The organism is Deltaproteobacteria bacterium (genome assembly GCA_020848745.1).
Taxonomy (GTDB): domain Bacteria; phylum Desulfobacterota; class Binatia; order UTPRO1; family UTPRO1; genus UTPRO1.
In genome coordinates, this window is record JADLHM010000025.1 from 22,469 (window position 1) to 39,977 (window position 17,509).

General features: G+C 68.9%; 20 protein-coding genes. 8 read left to right on the top strand and 12 right to left on the bottom strand.

Features of this window, described 5'->3' with window-relative positions; genetic code table 11:
* Positions 1-39: 39 nt before the first annotated feature.
* Positions 40-1,140: a serine hydrolase gene (locus IT293_03520; GenBank protein ID MCC6763709.1), complete on the top strand. Its 1,101-nt coding sequence runs from the start codon at positions 40-42 to the stop codon at positions 1,138-1,140.
* Between the two features lie 34 nt (positions 1,141-1,174).
* Here IT293_03520 and IT293_03525 read toward each other — a convergent pair whose 3' ends face one another.
* Complete coding sequence (locus tag IT293_03525; GenBank protein MCC6763710.1) at positions 1,175-1,453, bottom strand: hypothetical protein; 279 nt, start codon at positions 1,451-1,453, stop codon at positions 1,175-1,177.
* 197 nt (positions 1,454-1,650) lie between these two features.
* Here IT293_03525 and groL point away from each other — a divergent pair, with 197 nt between their 5' ends.
* Both groL and IT293_03535 read left to right on the top strand, forming a co-directional pair.
* On the top strand, positions 1,651-3,282 hold the full coding sequence (groL, locus tag IT293_03530) for a chaperonin GroEL (protein MCC6763711.1): 1,632 nt from the start codon (positions 1,651-1,653) through the stop codon (positions 3,280-3,282).
* 170 nt (positions 3,283-3,452) lie between these two features.
* A complete protein-coding gene (locus tag IT293_03535) occupies positions 3,453-3,662 on the top strand; it encodes a hypothetical protein (protein MCC6763712.1) in 210 nt (69 codons plus the stop codon).
* A 67-nt stretch (positions 3,663-3,729) separates the two neighbouring features.
* Here IT293_03535 and IT293_03540 read toward each other — a convergent pair whose 3' ends face one another.
* From IT293_03540 to rsmD, 4 genes are all read right to left on the bottom strand, one after another.
* Entirely contained in the window at positions 3,730-4,770 is a 1,041-nt protein-coding gene (locus IT293_03540) for an alcohol dehydrogenase catalytic domain-containing protein (protein MCC6763713.1), read from the bottom strand.
* 37 nt (positions 4,771-4,807) lie between these two features.
* Complete coding sequence (locus IT293_03545) at positions 4,808-5,758, bottom strand: zinc-binding dehydrogenase (protein MCC6763714.1); 951 nt, start codon at positions 5,756-5,758, stop codon at positions 4,808-4,810.
* A 210-nt stretch (positions 5,759-5,968) separates the two neighbouring features.
* A complete protein-coding gene (gene coaD / locus IT293_03550) occupies positions 5,969-6,487 on the bottom strand; it encodes a pantetheine-phosphate adenylyltransferase (protein MCC6763715.1) in 519 nt (172 codons plus the stop codon).
* Entirely contained in the window at positions 6,474-7,055 is a 582-nt protein-coding gene (gene rsmD, locus IT293_03555) for a 16S rRNA (guanine(966)-N(2))-methyltransferase RsmD (protein ID MCC6763716.1), read from the bottom strand. The genes coaD and rsmD overlap by 14 nt, the downstream gene beginning before the upstream one ends.
* A 146-nt stretch (positions 7,056-7,201) precedes the next feature.
* Here rsmD and cofC point away from each other — a divergent pair, with 146 nt between their 5' ends.
* Complete coding sequence (cofC, locus tag IT293_03560) at positions 7,202-7,861, top strand: 2-phospho-L-lactate guanylyltransferase (GenBank protein MCC6763717.1); 660 nt, start codon at positions 7,202-7,204, stop codon at positions 7,859-7,861.
* Here cofC and IT293_03565 read toward each other — a convergent pair.
* Genes IT293_03565 through IT293_03575 form a run of 3 tightly spaced genes read right to left on the bottom strand, consistent with a single transcriptional unit; the run spans position 7,858 to position 12,086 of the window.
* Positions 7,858-8,916: an aminomethyl transferase family protein gene (locus IT293_03565; protein MCC6763718.1), complete on the bottom strand. Its 1,059-nt coding sequence runs from the start codon at positions 8,914-8,916 to the stop codon at positions 7,858-7,860. The two genes, cofC and IT293_03565, sit on opposite strands and share 4 nt — an antisense overlap.
* Entirely contained in the window at positions 8,909-9,259 is a 351-nt protein-coding gene (locus IT293_03570) for a hypothetical protein (GenBank protein ID MCC6763719.1), read from the bottom strand. Before IT293_03570 ends, IT293_03565 begins: the two co-directional genes overlap by 8 nt.
* Positions 9,260-9,314: 55 nt before the next feature.
* Positions 9,315-12,086, bottom strand: a complete 2,772-nt coding sequence (locus tag IT293_03575; protein MCC6763720.1) for an MMPL family transporter — start codon at positions 12,084-12,086, stop codon at positions 9,315-9,317.
* Positions 12,087-12,153: 67 nt separating this feature from the next.
* On the opposite strand from IT293_03575, the gene IT293_03580 reads away from it, so the two are divergent.
* Positions 12,154-12,915, top strand: a complete 762-nt coding sequence (locus IT293_03580; GenBank protein ID MCC6763721.1) for an enoyl-CoA hydratase/isomerase family protein — start codon at positions 12,154-12,156, stop codon at positions 12,913-12,915.
* A gap of 9 nt (positions 12,916-12,924) precedes the next feature.
* On the opposite strand, the gene IT293_03585 is transcribed toward IT293_03580, so the two are convergent.
* Positions 12,925-13,230, bottom strand: coding sequence for a non-heme iron oxygenase ferredoxin subunit (locus IT293_03585; protein MCC6763722.1), 306 nt, complete (start codon positions 13,228-13,230; stop codon positions 12,925-12,927).
* Positions 13,231-13,542: 312 nt separating this feature from the next.
* The gene (locus tag IT293_03590) at positions 13,543-14,445 is read right to left on the bottom strand and encodes a sigma-54-dependent Fis family transcriptional regulator (GenBank protein MCC6763723.1); all 903 of its coding nucleotides are present in this window, start codon (positions 14,443-14,445) and stop codon (positions 13,543-13,545) included.
* A 232-nt stretch (positions 14,446-14,677) separates the two neighbouring features.
* Between IT293_03590 and IT293_03595 the strand changes: the two genes are divergently transcribed.
* On the top strand, positions 14,678-15,334 hold the full coding sequence (locus IT293_03595) for a response regulator transcription factor (protein ID MCC6763724.1): 657 nt from the start codon (positions 14,678-14,680) through the stop codon (positions 15,332-15,334).
* On the opposite strand, the gene IT293_03600 is transcribed toward IT293_03595, so the two are convergent.
* A complete protein-coding gene (locus tag IT293_03600) occupies positions 15,331-16,341 on the bottom strand; it encodes a L,D-transpeptidase family protein (GenBank protein ID MCC6763725.1) in 1,011 nt (336 codons plus the stop codon). The two genes, IT293_03595 and IT293_03600, sit on opposite strands and share 4 nt — an antisense overlap.
* Positions 16,322-16,534, bottom strand: coding sequence for a hypothetical protein (locus IT293_03605; protein MCC6763726.1), 213 nt, complete (start codon positions 16,532-16,534; stop codon positions 16,322-16,324). The genes IT293_03600 and IT293_03605 overlap by 20 nt, the downstream gene beginning before the upstream one ends.
* Before the next feature lie 78 nt (positions 16,535-16,612).
* Here IT293_03605 and IT293_03610 point away from each other — a divergent pair, with 78 nt between their 5' ends.
* Positions 16,613-16,750 (top strand): hypothetical protein, encoded by a 138-nt coding sequence (locus IT293_03610; GenBank protein ID MCC6763727.1) that lies wholly within the window; start codon positions 16,613-16,615, stop codon positions 16,748-16,750.
* A complete protein-coding gene (locus IT293_03615) occupies positions 16,747-17,508 on the top strand; it encodes an HAD-IA family hydrolase (GenBank protein ID MCC6763728.1) in 762 nt (253 codons plus the stop codon). Before IT293_03610 ends, IT293_03615 begins: the two co-directional genes overlap by 4 nt.
* The last annotated feature ends 1 nt before the right edge of the window (position 17,509 follow it).

The window sequence follows — 17,509 nt, forward strand, 5'->3', positions numbered from 1 at the left end:
ACCCGCTCGATCGGTCCGCGGCAGCGCGGAGAGGGGTGGATGCGAATGTTCAGGAGGCAACGCGCAGCGCTCGTCATCGCAGCGATCGTGTTCGGGTGGGTGGGCCGCGCCGACGCCGGTCACATGCTCTTCGACGTCGCGGATCGCCGCCTCCTGGAAGCCTCCGACGTGGACACCACGATCCCGCCGGGTCGCATCGCAGATCTGTTGCTCGTCACCGTACTGCGCGAGCGTATCGCGTCCGGCGACCTCTCGTTCGCGGACCGCGTGACGGTACTGCCGGTGGCCGGGGATCGCGGACCCCGTTTGAGCGCCCAGGAGCCGGTCGAGGTCGGCGAGCTCCTGCAACTGCTCCTTCTCAGCGACTCGCGAACGGCGGCGAAGACGCTCGCCTGGGCGGCGGGTCCGAGCATCGGGCGGTGCCTCACCCGCATGCAGCAACTCGCCAAACGGCTCGGCCTCGCCCACACGAGCGTCGCGAACGACTGGCCCTTCGCGGCGTCCCTCACGAGCGGCGGCGGTGCGGGTCAGCAAGGAGCGACCACCGCGCGCGAGCTCGGGCGCCTGGCGTTGATCGTGGTGACGGACGCCGAGTTGCGGCGACGGCTCGACCTCGATGGCGTGCCGATCTCGAACGGCGGACTTATCGTGCGCGCCACCGATCCCTTGATCGCCGTCGAACCGACCGTCGCCCCGACGGCGGCGGCGGCGACCGCGCGCCTCGCACTGGTGGAACGCGACGGCCTCGAGCTCCTCGTCGTAGCGACCGGGCCGCGCTCGACGGACGAGCTCGCAGCGACGATCGCCCACGGCTTTCAGCGCTACCGGCGGATCGAGCTCGTCCACGAGGGGCAAGCCGTCGGGCCGACGGTGCGCGTGCGCGGCGGAATCATCCCCACGTTCAAGGCGGTCGCCGCCGAAGGATGGGCGCTCACCACGCAACAGGCTTCGCCGCCGGCGCTCGCCTTTCGGCTGCAGCTGCCGGCGGAGATCGCCGCCCCCGTCGAGGTACGCCAGGCGGTCGGGGAGCTCGTCGTCGAGCAGGAAGGCCGCCTGCTCGCCGTGGTGCCGCTGGTGGCGCCGCAGGCCATCGCACCGAGCGGCTGGCTCGACACCGCCCACCGCGGCGACCTCCCATGAGGCCGGAGCGCGCCGAGCGACGACGGTGCGCGGACTACTCGGTGCGCTCCTTGTCCGGCGCCGCCTTGTCGCCTTCGTCACGCTGCGCCCGTCCCGACTCCCCGCGCGGGGTCCGCACGAGCGCCTCGAGATCGTACAGATACCAAGCGTCGTCCACGCGATCGTAGCGCCACACGCGGCCGGTCTGGCTGTCGAGCACGAATGTCCCCTGTTCGGCAGCTCCGCCGAACGTGTACCGCGCGTTCTCGTGGGCTTGCGCCTGCGCCGTCGACGCTGCCAGCAACAGCAGTGCCGCGACCAACCCGCCTCTCATGGGGAACCTCGTCAAGCGCCTCGGATCGATCATCGTGAACGGCGCAAATTGCGCCTGCTGTAGCCGAAGCGTTGTGGCAGTGCAAGCGAGGATGCGACGGAAACATCCGCGATCCGGGCTCTTGCATGCGCGATCGGAATGCTTACACTCGCGGCGCTCTCTCGGAACCAACCACGACACTCGAAAGGAGTTCTCTCATGGGCGCCAAGACCGTCCATCTGCACGATCGAGCCCGCGACGGCATCCTGGCCGGCGTCAACGTGCTCGCCGACGCCGCGAAGGTCACCCTCGGACCGCGTGGCCGAAACGTCCTCCTCCAGCGCAGCTTCGGCGCGCCCTTGATCACCAAAGACGGCGTCACGGTCGTCAAGGAGATCGAGCTCGAAGGCAAGTTCGAGAACATGGGGGCCATGCTGGTCCGCGAGGTCGCGAGCAAGACGTCCGACGTTGCCGGCGACGGCACGACGACCGCGACCGTGCTCGCACAGGCGATCGTCCGCGAAGGCCTCCGACTACTCGCCGCCGGTTACGACCCCATGAACCTCAAGCGCGGCATCGATCTCGCGGTGGAGCGCGCCGTCGAGCACATCAAGAGCCAGAGCAAGCCGGTCAAGGACCGCGAGCGCATCGCGCAGGTCGGGACGGTATCCGCCAACGGCGACGCCACGATCGGCAGCCTCCTCGCCGAGGCGATGGACAAGGTCGGCAAGGAGGGGGTGATCACCGTCGAGGAAGCGAAGGGACTCGAAACCACCCTCGATGTCGTCGAGGGCATGCAATTCGATCGCGGCTACCTGTCACCGTACTTCGCCACCAACGCCGAAAAGATGCTGGTCGAGGTCGACGAGCCCTACATCCTCTTCCACGAGAAGAAGATCTCCAATATGCGCGACCTCGTGCCCCTCCTGGAGCGCATCGCCCAGAGCGGCCGGCCGATCGTGCTCGTCGCCGAGGAGATCGAAGGCGAAGCCCTCGCCACCCTCGTCGTCAACAAGATCAGGGGCAGCCTCAAGTGCGCGGCCGTGAAGGCCCCGGGATTCGGCGACCGCCGCAAGGCGATGCTCGAAGACATGGCGATTCTCACCGGCGGCAAGGTGATCGCCGAAGAGCTCGGCCTCAAGCTCGAGAACGTGACGCTCAACGATCTCGGGCGGTGCAAGCGCCTCGTGATGGATAAGGACAACACGACCATCGTCGGCGGCGCGGGCAAGAAGGACGCGATCCAGGCGCGCATCGCCCAGATTCGCGCCCAGATCCAGGAAACCACCTCGGACTACGACCGCGAGAAGCTGCAGGAACGGCTCGCCAAGTTGGCCGGAGGCGTCGCCGTGCTTCGGGTCGGGGCTGCGACCGAGGTCGCGATGAAGGAGAAGAAGGCGCGCGTCGACGACGCCATGCACGCCACCAAAGCGGCGGTCGAGGAGGGCATCGTCCCCGGCGGCGGCGTCGCCCTCCTGCGGGCGCAGAGCGCGCTCGCGGATGTCAAGGTCGAGGGCGACCTCGCGGTCGGCGTCGGTATCGTTCGGCGCGCGATGGAAGAGCCGCTCCGACAGATCGTGCACAACGCCGGGGGTGAGCCGTCGGTCGTGGTCAACCGCGTGCGGGAAGGCAAGGACGACTTCGGCTACAACGCCCTCGCCGGCACGTACGAGCCGCTGGCGAAAGCGGGCGTCATCGATCCGGCCAAGGTGGTGCGGTCGGCCCTGCAAAACGCCGCGAGTGTCGCGAGCCTCCTGATCACCACCGAGGCCGCCATCGCGAACAAGCCGGAGAAGAAGAGCGGGGCGCCCGCCGGCGGAGGCGAGGAAGACTACGGAGACGACTACTGACCGCGGATGAGGCGAAGACGCGGCATAGGCGGTCGGCGTCAGCTTGCGACCGTTGATATTCTGTGCCAAACGCAATCGAGTTGGAGCAACGTCGTGAGGCGTGCAATTCCAAGGAGGTGAGAACGATGCGGAACGGGAAAATCAGGGTTGCCGGAGTCGCGGCCGCGATCATGCTGACGTCGACGCTCGGCATGGGTTGCGCGAAGGATTCGTCGAAGGCGCTGTCGGCGGCGGACCGCTCCGAGGCGGCCGCTGCGAAGGCCGAGTCCGCGGCGTCGCGCGCCGAGGCGGCGGCCGGCCGTGTCGAGGACGCGGCCCGTCGCGCCGAGGCGGCGGCTCAGAAGGCCGAAGCCATCTTCATGAAGCATATGCGCAAGTAGCGACTCGGGGTCCTGAACATGGAGTTCAGAAAGGGCGGCGTCCTTCGGGACAGCCGCCTTTTTTGTTTCAAGCGTCGAACGTGACGATCGTCTTGAGGGCGGACGTCATCGCGGCCGTCCGATACGCCTCGGCCACCTGCTCGAGCGGGAACTCGTGCGTGACGACCTGGGCCCGCCGCACCACGCCGCGCTCGATCAGGTCGAGCGCCTCACGCGTGTCGTTCGGCCCGCACGAATAGCTCGGCACCAGGCGAATCTCCCGGAAGTAGAGGTCGTGCGGAACGATCGCGAGGCGATCGTCGGGTCGACCCGCCGTGAAGAAGACGGCGGTCGCGCCGCGGCCGGCAAGGCGAATCCCGAGCTCCATGGCCTCGACGCTGCCCGGTCCAATGATCACGGCGTCGGCCATGTCGCCCCCGGTGAGCTCGCCGACGGCTTCCACCGGGTCGCGCTCGTCGACGTGGACGACCGCGTGCGCTCCGAGCTCGCGCGCGCGGTCGAGGCGGAACGGCACCCGGTCGAGGCCGATGACCTGCGCCGCACGGGCATGACGCGCGAGAACCACGTGGAGCTGCCCCATGATCCCGAGCCCGATCACGACGACGCGCTCGCCGCCACGCAGCGCCGCGCGACGGATCGATTTCACCGTGCATGCCAGCGGCTCGATCAGCGCGGCGTCGGCGAACGTCACGTGCGCGGGCAAGCGCAACGTATCGGCGCTCACCTGACCGGCGGGCACCGCGAAGTACTCCGCCATGCCGCCGGGAACGAGCTTGCCGCTACGCCACGCGAGGCACTGCACGTACTCGCCGCGCGCGCACAAGCGGCAGGTCATGCACGGCGCGTGATGATGCACGAAGACGCGCTCGCCGGGCCGGAAGTCCACGACGTCGGGTGCGACCGCCGCCACCTCGCCCGCGGGCTCGTGCCCGAAGACGAGCGGCGCTTTGCGCTGCATGTACCAGCCCATGATGTCGCCGGTACAGATCCCGCACGCGCGCGTGCGCACCAGGATCTCGCCGGAACCGAGCGGCGGTACGTCCATCTCGGTGACGTCGACCGAGAGATCCCGGTCGAGGCGAGCGGCACGCATGGTGCGGGGGATCATGGGAGAGCGCGCGGCGCCTTCCGCGAGCGAACGTGAATCACGCGCCTTGCGGCACGAGCGCGTACTTGATGCCCTGACCTTGCTGCAGAAGGCTCAGCACCTGATGCAGCTCCGGAAAGGAGTAGGTCCCGGTGATCAGCGGACGACCGTCGATGTGTCCTTCGCCAAGCAGCGATTGTGCCTTGCGCACGTCGCGCGGCGTGAAGTGGAAGGGGCTCATCAGCGTGATCTGATCGTAGTGCAGTCGCGCCGTATCGAAGGAAACGCGGGTGCCGGACGGGCAACCGCCGAACAGCACGACGGTACCGCCGCGCCGCGCGTAGTGGATGGCCTGCTCCCACACGCTCGGCTGTCCCGTGCACTCGATCACGACATCCGCACCGCGGCCCTGGGTGGCGTCGAGGATCTCTGCCTGCGCCTGGTCCGGCTCGGACGCCAGGATCACCTTGGCGCCGAGATCCTCGGCCATCTGCGCACGGTACTGACGCCGTCCGAGCACGATCACGTCGTGCACACCCGACGCCTTCAGCACCAACAGATGCAGCAGGCTGATCGCTCCCGCGCCGATGATCAGCACGGTGTCGTCCGCTCGCACCCGCAGGCGGTCGATCGCATGCACCACGCACGACAGCGGCTCGAGAAGCGCGGCTTCGGCGTACCCGAGCGAGTCCGTCTTCGGAAACATGTTGGTCTCGACGACCGCCGCGGGCAGCTTCACGTACTCGGCGTAGGCCCCGAGCACCATGTTCTCCATGACAGTCGTACAGAGATTCTCTTGCTCGTGTCGGCAGTAGTAGCAGGTCTTGCAGGGAGCGGTTGGCACCGCCATCACCGCATCGCCCTCACGGAAGCCGCGGACGCCCTTCCCCGCGAACGCGACGTCACCCGCGAACTCGTGCCCGAAAAGCGTCGGCATCGGCATCTTCGGATGGCCGCGCAGAAAGGCCTTGAGGTCGGTTCCGCAGGTGAGCGCCGTCGATACCCTCACGACGACCTCACCGGGCCCGGGTACGGGCGTATCGACCTCTTCGTAAGAGATCTTCCCGGGCTCGAGCAGAAGATGTGCCAACATATGACCCGCCACGCCCCCCTGGTGCCGGCAACTCGCCGGAGCGCGCCGGCGACGCAATTCGCTCTCGTCTACTGACGGGGTACCACCTTGTCAAGGCGAACGGCCCGTGTCGACGATTCACGCGCGTCACGAACGGCGGACCTTCTCCTCGAGTCGCTTCAGCACGACGTCCGGCACCAGACCTTCGACGTCCCCGCCCAACGTAACGACTTCTTTGACAAGACGCGAGCTCGTATAGAAATGCGCTTCGCCCGCCATCATGAAGATCGTCTCGAGGTTCGATTTGAGATGCCGATTCATCATCGTCATCTGGAATTCGTATTCGAAGTCGGCCACGGCGCGAAGCCCGCGGATGATGACCTTCGCGTTCATCCGCTCCACGTAGTCGACGAGCAGTCCGTTGAAGCGATCGGCGATCACGCGACCGCCGTAGCGTCGGAACACGTCCGCAATCATCTTCACCCGCTCGTCGGGCGTGAACATCGCGCTGTCCTTGTGGATGTTGTACGCGACCGCCACGATGACGCGATCGAACACCTGCAGGCTGCGCTCGATGATGTCGACGTGGCCGTTGGTGATCGGGTCGAACGAGCCGGCGTAGACGGCGACGCTCGTATCGGCACCTCTCCGTTTACGCGCCGGCATGCTCACCCGTCCGCGAAGCGCCGGCGCGGTAGAACGCGATGTTCGTATCCCCATATCGTCTGTTGAGCTCCTGCGAGAACCGCCCGACAGTCCGGGCCGCCGGCTCGCCGCGACCGTGCTCGACCACGACCCACCCCCCGTCGACGACGAGCTCCGACTCGTCGAGCGCCGCCAGCGTGCGCTCGACCCACCCCTGGCCGTACGGCGGGTCGATGAACACCCGATCGAAGCGGCGTCCCGAGGCGGCAAGGTGCCTGATGGCACGATCCGCCGGCATCGTCAGAACCTCGCCGACGAGGCCCGTGGCCGTGAGATTGGCCGTGATGGCTTCGCTCGCGGCGCGCGCCGGGTCGACGAACACCGCCTCACGAGCGCCGCGGCTCAACGCTTCGAGGCCGAGCGTCCCCGCGCCCGCGAACAGGTCGAGCACGGCGCACCCCTCGAAGCTCTCACGGCTTTCCAGCATCGAAAACACGGCCTCTTTCACCCGATCGGCGGTCGGACGCACGAGCCGTCCCTTGGGAGCGCGCAGCCGCCGTCCGCGCGCGATACCTGCCACGATGCGCATGTTGCCAGGCTACGAACGCATGTCCGAAATGCGGTTCGGCTCTTTACATGCGGCGCCGAGAGGCCGCAAGCGAAGCACGCCCCCGAGCGGCGCGCTTGACTCGCACAGGGGCCCCTTCTAGTGCAGCGCCACCCGAGGAACCGGTCGTGAAGATCGCCCTGCTTCCCGCGAAGCCGCTCGCCTTCGCCAAGACGAGGCTCGCACCCCTCCTCTCGGACGCGGAGCGCGCGCGTCTCGCCGCCGCCATGTTCCTCGACGTCCTCCGCGCCCTCACGACGGCGCGCGCGGTCGAGGCGGCCGTCGTCGTGACCGCCGACCCGACGCTCGCCGCGCACGCACGCCGAGCCGGTGCGGTCGTCGTCGACGAGGGGACACCACGCGGGTTGAACGCCGCCGTCACGCTCGGCACCGACACGGCCGCGCGGCTCGGCGCCACGAGCACGCTCGTCGTCCTGTCCGACGTGCCGCTCGTGCAGGCCGCGGACATCGACGATCTCCTTCACCGCGCCCCGGCGCACGGCGCCCTGGTCGTCCCCTCGAAGGAAGGGACGGGAACGAACGCCATGCTCCGCACGCCCTCCACCGTATTCCCGCCGTCTTTCGGCGGCCGAAGCCTCGAACGTCACGTCGCGGCCGCCGAACGGGCCGGCCTTCCCTGCACGATCGTGCGCAACGCCCGGTTCGAGCTCGACCTCGACACGCCCGAGGACTTGAGCACGTTCGCGAGTGAGCGCAGCGCCACCGAAACGTACCGCGAGCTGACGCGGCTCGGGGGCTCGACGCTGCGGATCAGCGCCCGCGTCTAGGCGGGAAACGGCAACGCACGCACGATCACCGCCGACCCGCCCGAGACGCCGAGCGCGAGCTCGCTGCCCGGCTCGAAATGCCCGCGGCGGACGTATGCAAGACCGATCGTTCGGCCGAGCCGCCACGATCGCCCGGCGCTCGTCACCCATCCGACCTCGCGATCGCCCACGAAGAGACGAGCGCCCGGCGAGGGAACGCTTTCACTTTCGCCCTCGACCTCGATGCCGACGAGCCTTCGGTTCACATGCCCGCGCGCCGTGACCCGCTCCATGACCTCCTGACCGAGATAACACCCTTTGCGAAAGCTGATCGCCGCCTCGTAGGGCGCCTCGAGCGCCAGCGTGTCGACCAGGACGTCACGGCCGTGGCGCGGAACGCCGCCCTCGATGCGCAGCACCTCGAACGCATCGGTGCCCGCGGGGCGTCCGCCCGCCGCGACGCAGCGGTCCCACCACACCGCAGCCCCGGCCGATGGGATGCGGCACAGGAACCCGCCCGCCCCGGGCATCGACATGCGCACGACGTGCGGCTCGCCGTCCGCAATCGCGGCCGGCGCGTGCGCGCAGGGGTCGTTGGGCGCGGAAAGTCCGAGCCTGGCGAGCACGTCGGACGCGTCCGGACCGAGCAACGCAAACGCGTACCCCGGCGCCGCGGGCACGAGATCCACGTCGTCGGCCACGACGAACCGCTCGAGCGCCGTGCGCACCGTCGAGGCCGCGCCGACGCCATCGAGCGCGATCACGTCCTCGCCGGCGAGCACGACGAGGTCGCCGACGACCTTGCCTTGCTCGCTCAAGAGCAGCGCGCGGCAGCCGCTCCCGGGCGCGAGCTTCACGACGTCGTTCGACAGCATCCCCTGGAGGAATCCGATCCGATCCGCGCCCGTCGCTCGTAGGCGCTCGATCCACGGCAACTCGACCACGGCCGCCGCATCACGCATCGCCGCATACTCCGCCACGGCATCGCCGAAATGCGCGGCGACCGGGCGCTCCGCCTCGGCGACGAGCGCGGCGCCGCGGGACCGCATCGCGGCAACGAGCGCGTCCTCAGTCATCGCCGAGCTCCACCGCCGCCCGCCGGCGAATGAAGGCACGATGGCGCGCGGGTCCCCGCGGCCACGTCCACCACCCCTCGGCCGTCCTGAAGTCCGGCGCGAACTCCAGCACGACCTCGCCGTCGCCGGTGCTCTGTCGCCAGACTCCCGTGAACGATCGGCCGTAGAACCGCCCGCTCACGACGGCGCCGCGAAAGTCGAAGCGAAACGACAGGCGGTCTTCTTCAACCGTCACGCTGTGGACAGGAAACGCGACGTGGCGGTGGTCGTCAAGCTCGTTGGCCCGTCCGCCGAACCAGCCGTACTCGTACCAACCGCTCGCGAGCTCATGCGCCGCACGCACCGCGGTGCTTCCGGCATTCGGTGCGTCGTCGTGCGAAGAAGGGCGCGGCACGGCGTCACCGTGCCGCGGCGAGCCGGTCCGTCGTGCGCTCGACGTAGTCGCTGAGGATGCGGGTCAGGTTGAGAAACACGGTGGCCGCGATGCGCGGATAGCGCCGCTGGAGGCGCTCGAGGAACCGTTGGTCGACTGCCAGTAGCTCGAGATCCTCGACGGCGATGATGTCGGCGGTCCGTTGCTGTCGCCGGACGAGCCCCATCTCACCGAAGACGTCGCCCCGCTTCAGCTGATGCACGAGCCGTCGGCGTCCGTCGGCGCCCTGCACGACGACGTCGGCACGACCGTTGATGATCACGTACATCTCCTCCCCGAGCTCGCCCTGACGAACGGCCGCCTCGCCGGCCGGAACGTTCTGCAAGCGGCCGAGCAGGACGGCGATCCGCGCCTGCGCGCGGCGCAGGCCATGGAACAGCCGCACCGTCTTGTGAGGATCCTTGCCGAGCTTCACGAACAACAGGTCCCAGAGCGTAACGATCCGCGTCTGGGCGAGCAACGCGGGGAGCAAGACGACGTTGGTCACCAAGGCGGCGAGCATGGTCGCGGCCGACAGGCTGCCGAAGTCGCGGATCGGCACGAAGTCCGAGAGACGCATCACGAGAAATCCGAGCGTCAAGGCGACGGAGGTGTACACGATCGGCCGGCCGACCGTGCTGAGCGCGGCGGACAGCGATTGCCGCTCGTCGTAGGTCACCTGCAGCTCGCGGTTGAAGCGCACCATGTAGTGGATCGTATTGTCGACGGCGATCCCGAGCGCGATCGCCGCGATGATGCTGGTGCCGATGTTCAGCATGATGTTCGACCACCCGAGGATCCCGAAGAAGAACATCACCGGCACGATGTTCGGCAGCATCGCGATGAACCCGACCTTGGCCGACAGGAACAAGAGCGACATCACGACGAAGATCACCGCGAGCGCCACGCTCACGCTCTTCACCTGCCCCCACACCACGTCGTCGGTCGTCCCGTTCAAGAGGATGATGCTGCCGGTGGGCTCGGCCGGCATGCCGGGGTGCTGCTCCGCCCACGCGCGGATGCGGCTCACCACCTCGGCAATCTCCGTGGAAGTCTCGAAGCGGGTGCGCACGAGGACGTTTGCCTGCCCGAAGTCGCGCGCGATGACCGATCGAAACGTATCGGGATTCTGCCGAACGAGCGCGAGCACCTCGCCGAGGCGACTCGGGTCGTCCCAGAAGCTCTTCACATCCGCGGGCTTCACCTCGTTGCCCTGCTCGTCGACGACGATGTCGCCGCTCGCGCGCAAGCCCGCGTCGAGGAGGTCGAGGTAGTCGGTGAAGGCCACCGTTCGGCTGACGCCGGGGAGGCTCTCGAGATAGCGCTGCAGCTCGCGCAGCTCGCGCAGCGCGCGCATGTCGAGCATCGACTGCGGCTGGCCCGTTCCGACGACGACGTAGAAGGGCAGGGCGCCGGCGATCCGCGAGCTGATCGCGGTGTGCGCGAAGCGCACGGGCGAATCACGCGGAAAGTAGGCGAGGAAGTTCGTGTCCGCCTCGATACGCGGCAACGCCATGACCGACAGCGCCACGAGGCCGGCGGCGACGATGAAGATGACGCGCCGATGGCGAATGTCGATCTGCGCGAGGCGCGAAAGCGCCTGCCCGAGGCCGCCCCGCTCTCCTTCCGCTGGCACCCGGCGGTAGCGGCGCTCCGGCATCACCATGATGAGCGCGGGGACCAACGTCATGGCCAGCAGGAACAAGAACGTAATGCCGATCACCGAATACATCCCGAGCGCCCGTACGGCCTGAATCGAGTTCAGGAGCAACGCGGAGAAGCCGATCATGGTCGCGAGCCCGGAGATGAACACCGGCAGTCCCGCTTGCCGGAGCGCGCGATGCACGGGATGCTCCGTGCCCGTCGGGGTCTCGAGCTCGAGATAGTAGCGCGCGACGACGTGCGTAGCGTACGAACTGCCGATCACGATCAGGAGCGAGGGCAGCACCAGTGTCCCAAGCGAGATCGGCTCCCCGATCCATCCCATGACGCCCATCGTCCAGAGCACGCCGACGAGCACGCAGAGCAACGGCAAGACGACGCCGCGACGCGTACGAAACGAGAAGAACAGCACCGCGATCATGAGCGCGAGGCTGGCCGGCGTGAGCACGGCCAGATCCCGGCGCATGAGATCGAGGCCCCTCACTTTCAGGTGGGAGAGTCCGGTCATGTAGAACCGCTCCGGACTCGCTTCGTCGTAGGCGTCGGCGAGGATCTGCTCGAGCGCGCGGTCGATCCGTTGCGCCGCCTCCTCGCCAGGCTCGTCGTCCTCGAAGAACACGTTGATCGCGGCACCGTGGCTGTCCGGAGAAATCAGGTTGCCGGCGAAGAGCGGATTGTCCTTGATGCGCGCGCGCAGCCGATCGCGCGCCTCCGTCGTCTTCGGGACCTCGGGGATCAGCAGCGGCGGGTTCAAGACGTCGGCGATCGGATCACGGACGTTGGTGAGGCTGATGACTTGCGCGACGCCGTCGATCGCGGCGACGCGTGTCGTGACCGTGCGGATCTTCTCGAGCGTGGAGGCCGACAACACGTCCGGCGCCAGCACGCCGACGATGTCGATCTCGTCGTTGCCGAACCGTTCGATGACCTGGGCGTAGAGCGCTTGGCCGGGATCGTCGCGCGGCAGCAGCGTCCCGACCGAGCTGTCGACGCGCAGATGCCGCGCGCCCGCGCCGAGCAGCACCGTCACGACCGCCACCACCGCCAGTACGAGCCATGGGAACCGGATGATGGCTCGGTACGCCGCGTCGGCCATGGCGCGCGAGCATTCGCCAGCGGTCCGGAGGTTGTCAAGGTCGTGGGCCGACGCTAGAAGCGCGGCCATGCAGCTCACCGACGTTCTCTACGAGAAGCGCGACGGCACGGCGTGGATCACGATCAATCGGCCCGAACGGCGCAACGCGTTTCGCGGCGAGACCGTGCAGGACTTGATCGCGTGCGTGCGCGACGCGTGGCGGGACCGCGACGTCGGCGTCCTCGTGCTGACCGGCGCGGGCGACAAAGCCTTCTGCAGCGGCGGCGATCAGAAGGAAAGCTACGTCGGGCTCGACGACGTCGCGACGCTCCATGCCGCGCTCCGCAACGTCCCGAAGCCCGTGATCGCGATGGTGAACGGCTACGCGATCGGCGGGGGCCACGTCCTGCACGTCGTCTGCGACCTCTCGGTCGCGGCCGACACCGCGATCTTCGGTCAGACCGGTCCTCGCGTCGGCAGCGTCGACCCGGGGTTCGGCACGGCGTACCTCGCGCGCGTCATCGGCGAGAAGAAGGCCCGCGAGATCTGGTACCTCTGCCGGCAGTACAGCGCCGCCGAGGCGCTCGCCATGGGGCTCGTGAACAAGGTCGTCCCGGCCGCGGATCTCCGCACGGAGGTCGAAGCCTGGTGCGCCGACCTCCTCGCGAAGAGCCCGACGGCGCTCCGCATCGCGAAGCAGTCGTTCAACGCCGACAGCGACCACCTCCACGGTATCGGCGGGCTCGGGTTCAGCGCGGTGGAGCTCTACTACCAGAGCGCCGAAGCGAAGGAGGGCAAACAGGCGTTCGTGGAAAAGCGCGCTCCGGATTTCCGGAAGCACGCCAGGTGACGCGCCGGCTCAGATCTGGACGAGCACCGCGCCGCCCTCCACCTTGACGGCGTACGTTGCGACCTTGCAGGCGGCGTCGTCGGTGTTGACGCCCGTACGCGCGTCGAAGCGCCACTCGTGCCACGGGCACGCGACGACGGTGCCCACGAGCTCGCCCTCGCCGAGCGGCCCTCCCTGATGCGGACACGTATCGTCGATGGCGTAGAAGGTGCCGTCGCAATTGAACACCGCGATGGGTTTGCCGCCCGCCTCGACCGAGACGCCGGTGCCGACGGGCACGTCCTTCACCTCTGCCACCTTCACGAACTCGGACATCCGCTCGCCCTCGCCGATTCCTGCGGCGCGCACCGCGCCGCCTTGCCGTCGAAATCAGCGCACACTAGTGCACCGTCGTCGAGATAGCGTCAATCGGATCGCGTTCCTCGGCGTCCCTCGCAAGGAACGCCTCGGACGAAGGTAACGCCCCTCGTCGGGGCCGGGCCGGAGCGGAAGGCGAGCTCCGATCCCGAGCGGGTACGGCGGCTCGCGGAGCGTCCTCGTCGCCGCGGCGAGCGAAGCGCTCGCCCGCGGCGACGAGGGGAGGCCGACGGCGCGCGCCGTCGCGACCTCGTAGAACCGCGGCCGCGGCTACGCCGCCGCTTCGCCGCGCAAGCCGAACGTCTTGATCTTGCGCATCAAGGTATTGCGGCCGATCCCGAGGCGGCGCGCCGCGAGACTCTGGTTCCAGTTGCAGCTGCTGAGCACGCCCGCGATGTAGTCGCGCTCGAGCTGACGCAGCGGAAAGACGTCCGGCGCGGCGAAACGCCGGGGACGGCGGCCGAGCACGGCACGGATGCGCTCCGGCGTGACCTCGGTGCCCCGGGAGAGGGCGAGCACCGCCTCGAGCGTCTGCTCGAGCTCACGCGCATTCCCCGGCCACGCGTAGCTCATGAGTTCCGCGACAGCGAGTCGCGAGAGCCCCGGACGCGGCGCACCCGCGGCCTCGCACCACTCCTCCACCACCCGGTCCGCGACAACCGCGATGTCCTCCCGGCGCTCGCGCAAGGGCGGCAACGCGATCCGTACGACCGCGAGCCGGAAGAAGAGATCCCGCCGGAAGCGGCCGAGACGCGTCAGCTCCTCGAGCGGCGCCGCCGTGCCGGCGATGATCCGCACGTCGTGGTCGTGATCGCGCTGGGCGAGCGACAGCGTCATCTGCGCCTGCAGCCGCGGCGGGAGCACGTCGACGGCGTTCAGGTAGACGGTCGCCCGCGGCGCGTTCGGCGCGAGCGCACCGCCGTCCTCCGAGAAGAGCACGCGCTCGATTTCGGCCTCCCCGAGCTTCTCGAGAGAGATGGCGATGAAGGGCTCGGACGCATGCGGTCCCTGCCGATAGATGCGCTCGGCCAGGATCCGCTTCCCGGTACCGCTTTCGCCGTGAATGACCATGTTGACGTTGGCGTGGGCGAGATGGCCGAGCGCCCGCTCGACCTCGCGGATCGGGGCGCTCGTCCCCGCGAGCCATACGTTGGACCCGACCGGTACACTCACCGACTCTCGAAACGATGGAACAGACATGGCTGGATTCCCCCCTGAGGCAAAGGCGCCGAGTCGCGCAGGCTCGTACTAGGACGTACGCGGAATCCCCTCTAGGTCGAACTGTCGGGTCATCACCCTACGCATCTGGGAAAAAGGAAGTACCGGCGCTTGGCAGTTGCCGAGGGCCGATGGTAGCGTCCGCGAAACCACACGCTTCCGGAGAAATCGCCACAGAATCCGCGAGATGAAGAACGAACGAACCAAGGTGCTGCTGGCCGACGATCACACGATCGTCCGTGAAGGCATCCTCTCCCTCCTCCAGGCGCACCAGGGAATCGCCGTCGTCGGCACCGCGGAGAACGGCCAGGAGGCGATCGAGAAGGCGCGCCGGACCTTCCCGGACATCGTCGTCATGGACATCGCGATGCCGCTCCTGAACGGCATCGAGGCGACCCGTCAGCTCGGCCGCGTCCTGCCGCAGACGAAGGTGATCGTGCTGACGATGTACGCCGACGAGGAGTACGTGCTACGTGCGCTGCAGGCCGGCGTCCGCGGCTATCTGCTCAAACGATCGGCCGCGGCCGAGTTGCTCCAGGCGATCCAGAAGGTCGAGCGCGGAGACTTCTACCTGAGCTCCGAGATCTCGCACGTCGTGGTCGAGCGCTTCCTCGCGTCGCCGCAGCCGACCGAAGAAACGACGGCCCTCACCGAGCGCGAGCGACAGATCCTGCAGCTCGTCGCGGAAGGCCACACCAATCGTCAGATCGCGATCGCCCTCGGCATCACGCCGAAGACGGTGGACACCCACCGCACGCGGATGATGACCAAGCTCGACATCCACGACACGCCGGGCCTCGTGCGCTACGCGATCCGCAAGGGCATCGTCACCGCCGACAATTAGGTCGCCTTCTCGACCGCGGGCCTCTTCGTGATGTCGACCGGGATGCCGCGCTTCTCCCGCACGGCGGAGAGAAAACGCCCGGCGTCGATGCGCTCGGCGACGCCCGCCTTCTTGGCCTCCCCACGCGCGTAGCGATCGAAGTCGCGGATGCGCCCGTAGACGTCGGCGTGCACCTCGACGTAGACACGCGCGTCGCGCGTCCCGAACTTCACCGGCTGGTAGACGAGTTCGCCGGGCGTACCGGGTGCGACGTTCGGATACAGGACTTCCAGATCCTCGGGATAGAGGCGGATGCAGCCATGGGTCGTCAGCCGGCCGATCGACCACGGGTCGTTCGTACCGTGGATCGCATAGAGCCCGTGCGACAGCCGCAGACGGTACGCGCCCATCGGGTTGTCTGGCCCCGGCGGTACGACCCGCTGCGGGTTGTCCATCGTACGCAGGATGCTGTCGGGAACGATCCAGGTGGGATTGGCGTCCTTGGATCGGATCGTGAACGGGCCGATCGGGCTCGGCGCCTCTTCGGTGCCGATGCCGACGGCCCATGTCCGGAGCGACACCAGGTCGCCCGGCCGCGCGTTGGTCGGGAACACGTACATCCGCATCTCGGGGATGTTCACGACGAGACCCCGGTACCGTGAGCGCGGGAGAATCCACCGCGACGGCACGACGACCTCCGCCCCGGGCGTCGGAACCCACTCGTCCACCGACGGATTCGCGTCACGCAGCTCGTGGAAGCCGAGCCCCGCCTCGCGCGCGACCTCCAGGAGCGTCTCGCCCTGCTTCACGCGGTGGTACTGCATGCGGCCGACGATTCCGGGCAGCTCGTCCGCCGCAGGCACACGAGCGAGCGCGGCGGTGATCTTCTCGGGCTCCGCGGCTGCCGGACGGCGCCGACCGAGCCAGATCGGACCGCACGCCGACGTTCCTACGAGCAGCAGCGCCGTCGCGAGCCCGATCAGACGCCGCGGGGCTCGCCCTTTCGCCTCAGAGCCAGGTCGTCGCATAGTCCACCAACCCCTCCAGCTGGCGGACCTTCGCGCCCCACGCCGGCCGATCGGCCGGCAACGCCGCATCGTAGGCGAGGCGCGTCTCCGCCAGGCACCCTTCCATGATGTCGAGACAGCGCGCGGTGAGTTCCCGGCTGCGTCGCCGCGTGCGCGCGCGCACGATCTCCTGGAAGTCGATGATCTCCGCCACCGCGACGGATCATGGCGCGAAGGATCGCACGCGGCAAGTTTGACCCTCGATCGCGATTACTCTAGTTGAACCGGCGCGATGCGCGTGAGCCACCTGGCGATCGACCGCTTCGAGGCGGGCGACGCCGAGACCGCGATCTTCTCGCCGCGCTGCGCCTTCGGCGTGGCGATCAGGTCCCCGGAGCACCCCGCGCTGCCGGCCGCGAGGCCCGCGTGATTCCCTGCGCCCTCCCGGGCGACACCGTCCCGCTCCGCGCCGTGTCGTTCGACGCCGCGGGCACGCTCTTCCACCCGGTACGTCCGATCGGCGAGCTCTACGCCATGGTCGCCGCGCGCCACGGCGTCACGGCGGACGCGACGGATCTCGACCGCCGCTTCCGCGCCGCGTTCCGCGCCGCACCGCCGCTCGCGTTCCCACCCCTCGCTGAGCCCGAGCGCAGGCGACGCGAGAAGGGCTGGTGGCACGCGATCGTGCGCGAGGTCTTCGCCGGGAGCCCGGTCGCGGACTTCGACGGCTACTTCGACGCGCTCTTCGCCTTCTTCGCGGGCGCAGAGGCGTGGCGCGCCGACCCCGACGCCGCCCCGCTCCTCGCGCGGCTCCGCGCCGCGGGCGTCCGCGTCCTCGTCGTCTCGAACTTCGACGCCCGCGTCCGCGACGTGCTCGCGGCGCTCGGCCTCGCCGGCGCCGTCGACGCCGTCACCATCTCGAGCGAAGCCGGCGCGGCGAAGCCCGACCCGCGCATCTTCGCGCGCGCCCTCGCCGACGCGAGTCTGCGTGCGCACGAGGTGCTGCACGTCGGCGACAGCGCCCGCGAAGACCTGCCGGCGGCACGCGGCGCGGGCCTCGAGGTCGTGCTGGTCGGCGGCCCGGAGCTCGCGGCCGAAGCGCCCGATGCGACCTGCGTCCCGCGTCTCGCCGACGCCGCCGTCTACATCGAGCGACGCCTGCCCCGTCCCCCGCGCGACGTCCGGTAGC

Coding starts and splice junctions, on each gene's coding strand:
- IT293_03520 (MCC6763709.1), top strand. CDS start 40: ATGCGAATGTTCAGGAGGCAACGCGCAGCGCTCGTCATCGCAGCGATC.
- IT293_03525 (MCC6763710.1), bottom strand. CDS start 1,453: ATGAGAGGCGGGTTGGTCGCGGCACTGCTGTTGCTGGCAGCGTCGACG.
- groL (MCC6763711.1), top strand. CDS start 1,651: ATGGGCGCCAAGACCGTCCATCTGCACGATCGAGCCCGCGACGGCATC.
- IT293_03535 (MCC6763712.1), top strand. CDS start 3,453: ATGCTGACGTCGACGCTCGGCATGGGTTGCGCGAAGGATTCGTCGAAG.
- IT293_03540 (MCC6763713.1), bottom strand. CDS start 4,770: ATGATCCCCCGCACCATGCGTGCCGCTCGCCTCGACCGGGATCTCTCG.
- coaD (MCC6763715.1), bottom strand. CDS start 6,487: ATGCCGGCGCGTAAACGGAGAGGTGCCGATACGAGCGTCGCCGTCTAC.
- rsmD (MCC6763716.1), bottom strand. CDS start 7,055: ATGCGCATCGTGGCAGGTATCGCGCGCGGACGGCGGCTGCGCGCTCCC.
- IT293_03565 (MCC6763718.1), bottom strand. CDS start 8,916: ATGACTGAGGACGCGCTCGTTGCCGCGATGCGGTCCCGCGGCGCCGCG.
- IT293_03575 (MCC6763720.1), bottom strand. CDS start 12,086: ATGGCCGACGCGGCGTACCGAGCCATCATCCGGTTCCCATGGCTCGTA.
- IT293_03580 (MCC6763721.1), top strand. CDS start 12,154: ATGCAGCTCACCGACGTTCTCTACGAGAAGCGCGACGGCACGGCGTGG.
- IT293_03585 (MCC6763722.1), bottom strand. CDS start 13,230: ATGTCCGAGTTCGTGAAGGTGGCAGAGGTGAAGGACGTGCCCGTCGGC.
- IT293_03595 (MCC6763724.1), top strand. CDS start 14,678: ATGAAGAACGAACGAACCAAGGTGCTGCTGGCCGACGATCACACGATC.
- IT293_03600 (MCC6763725.1), bottom strand. CDS start 16,341: ATGCGACGACCTGGCTCTGAGGCGAAAGGGCGAGCCCCGCGGCGTCTG.
- IT293_03610 (MCC6763727.1), top strand. CDS start 16,613: ATGCGCGTGAGCCACCTGGCGATCGACCGCTTCGAGGCGGGCGACGCC.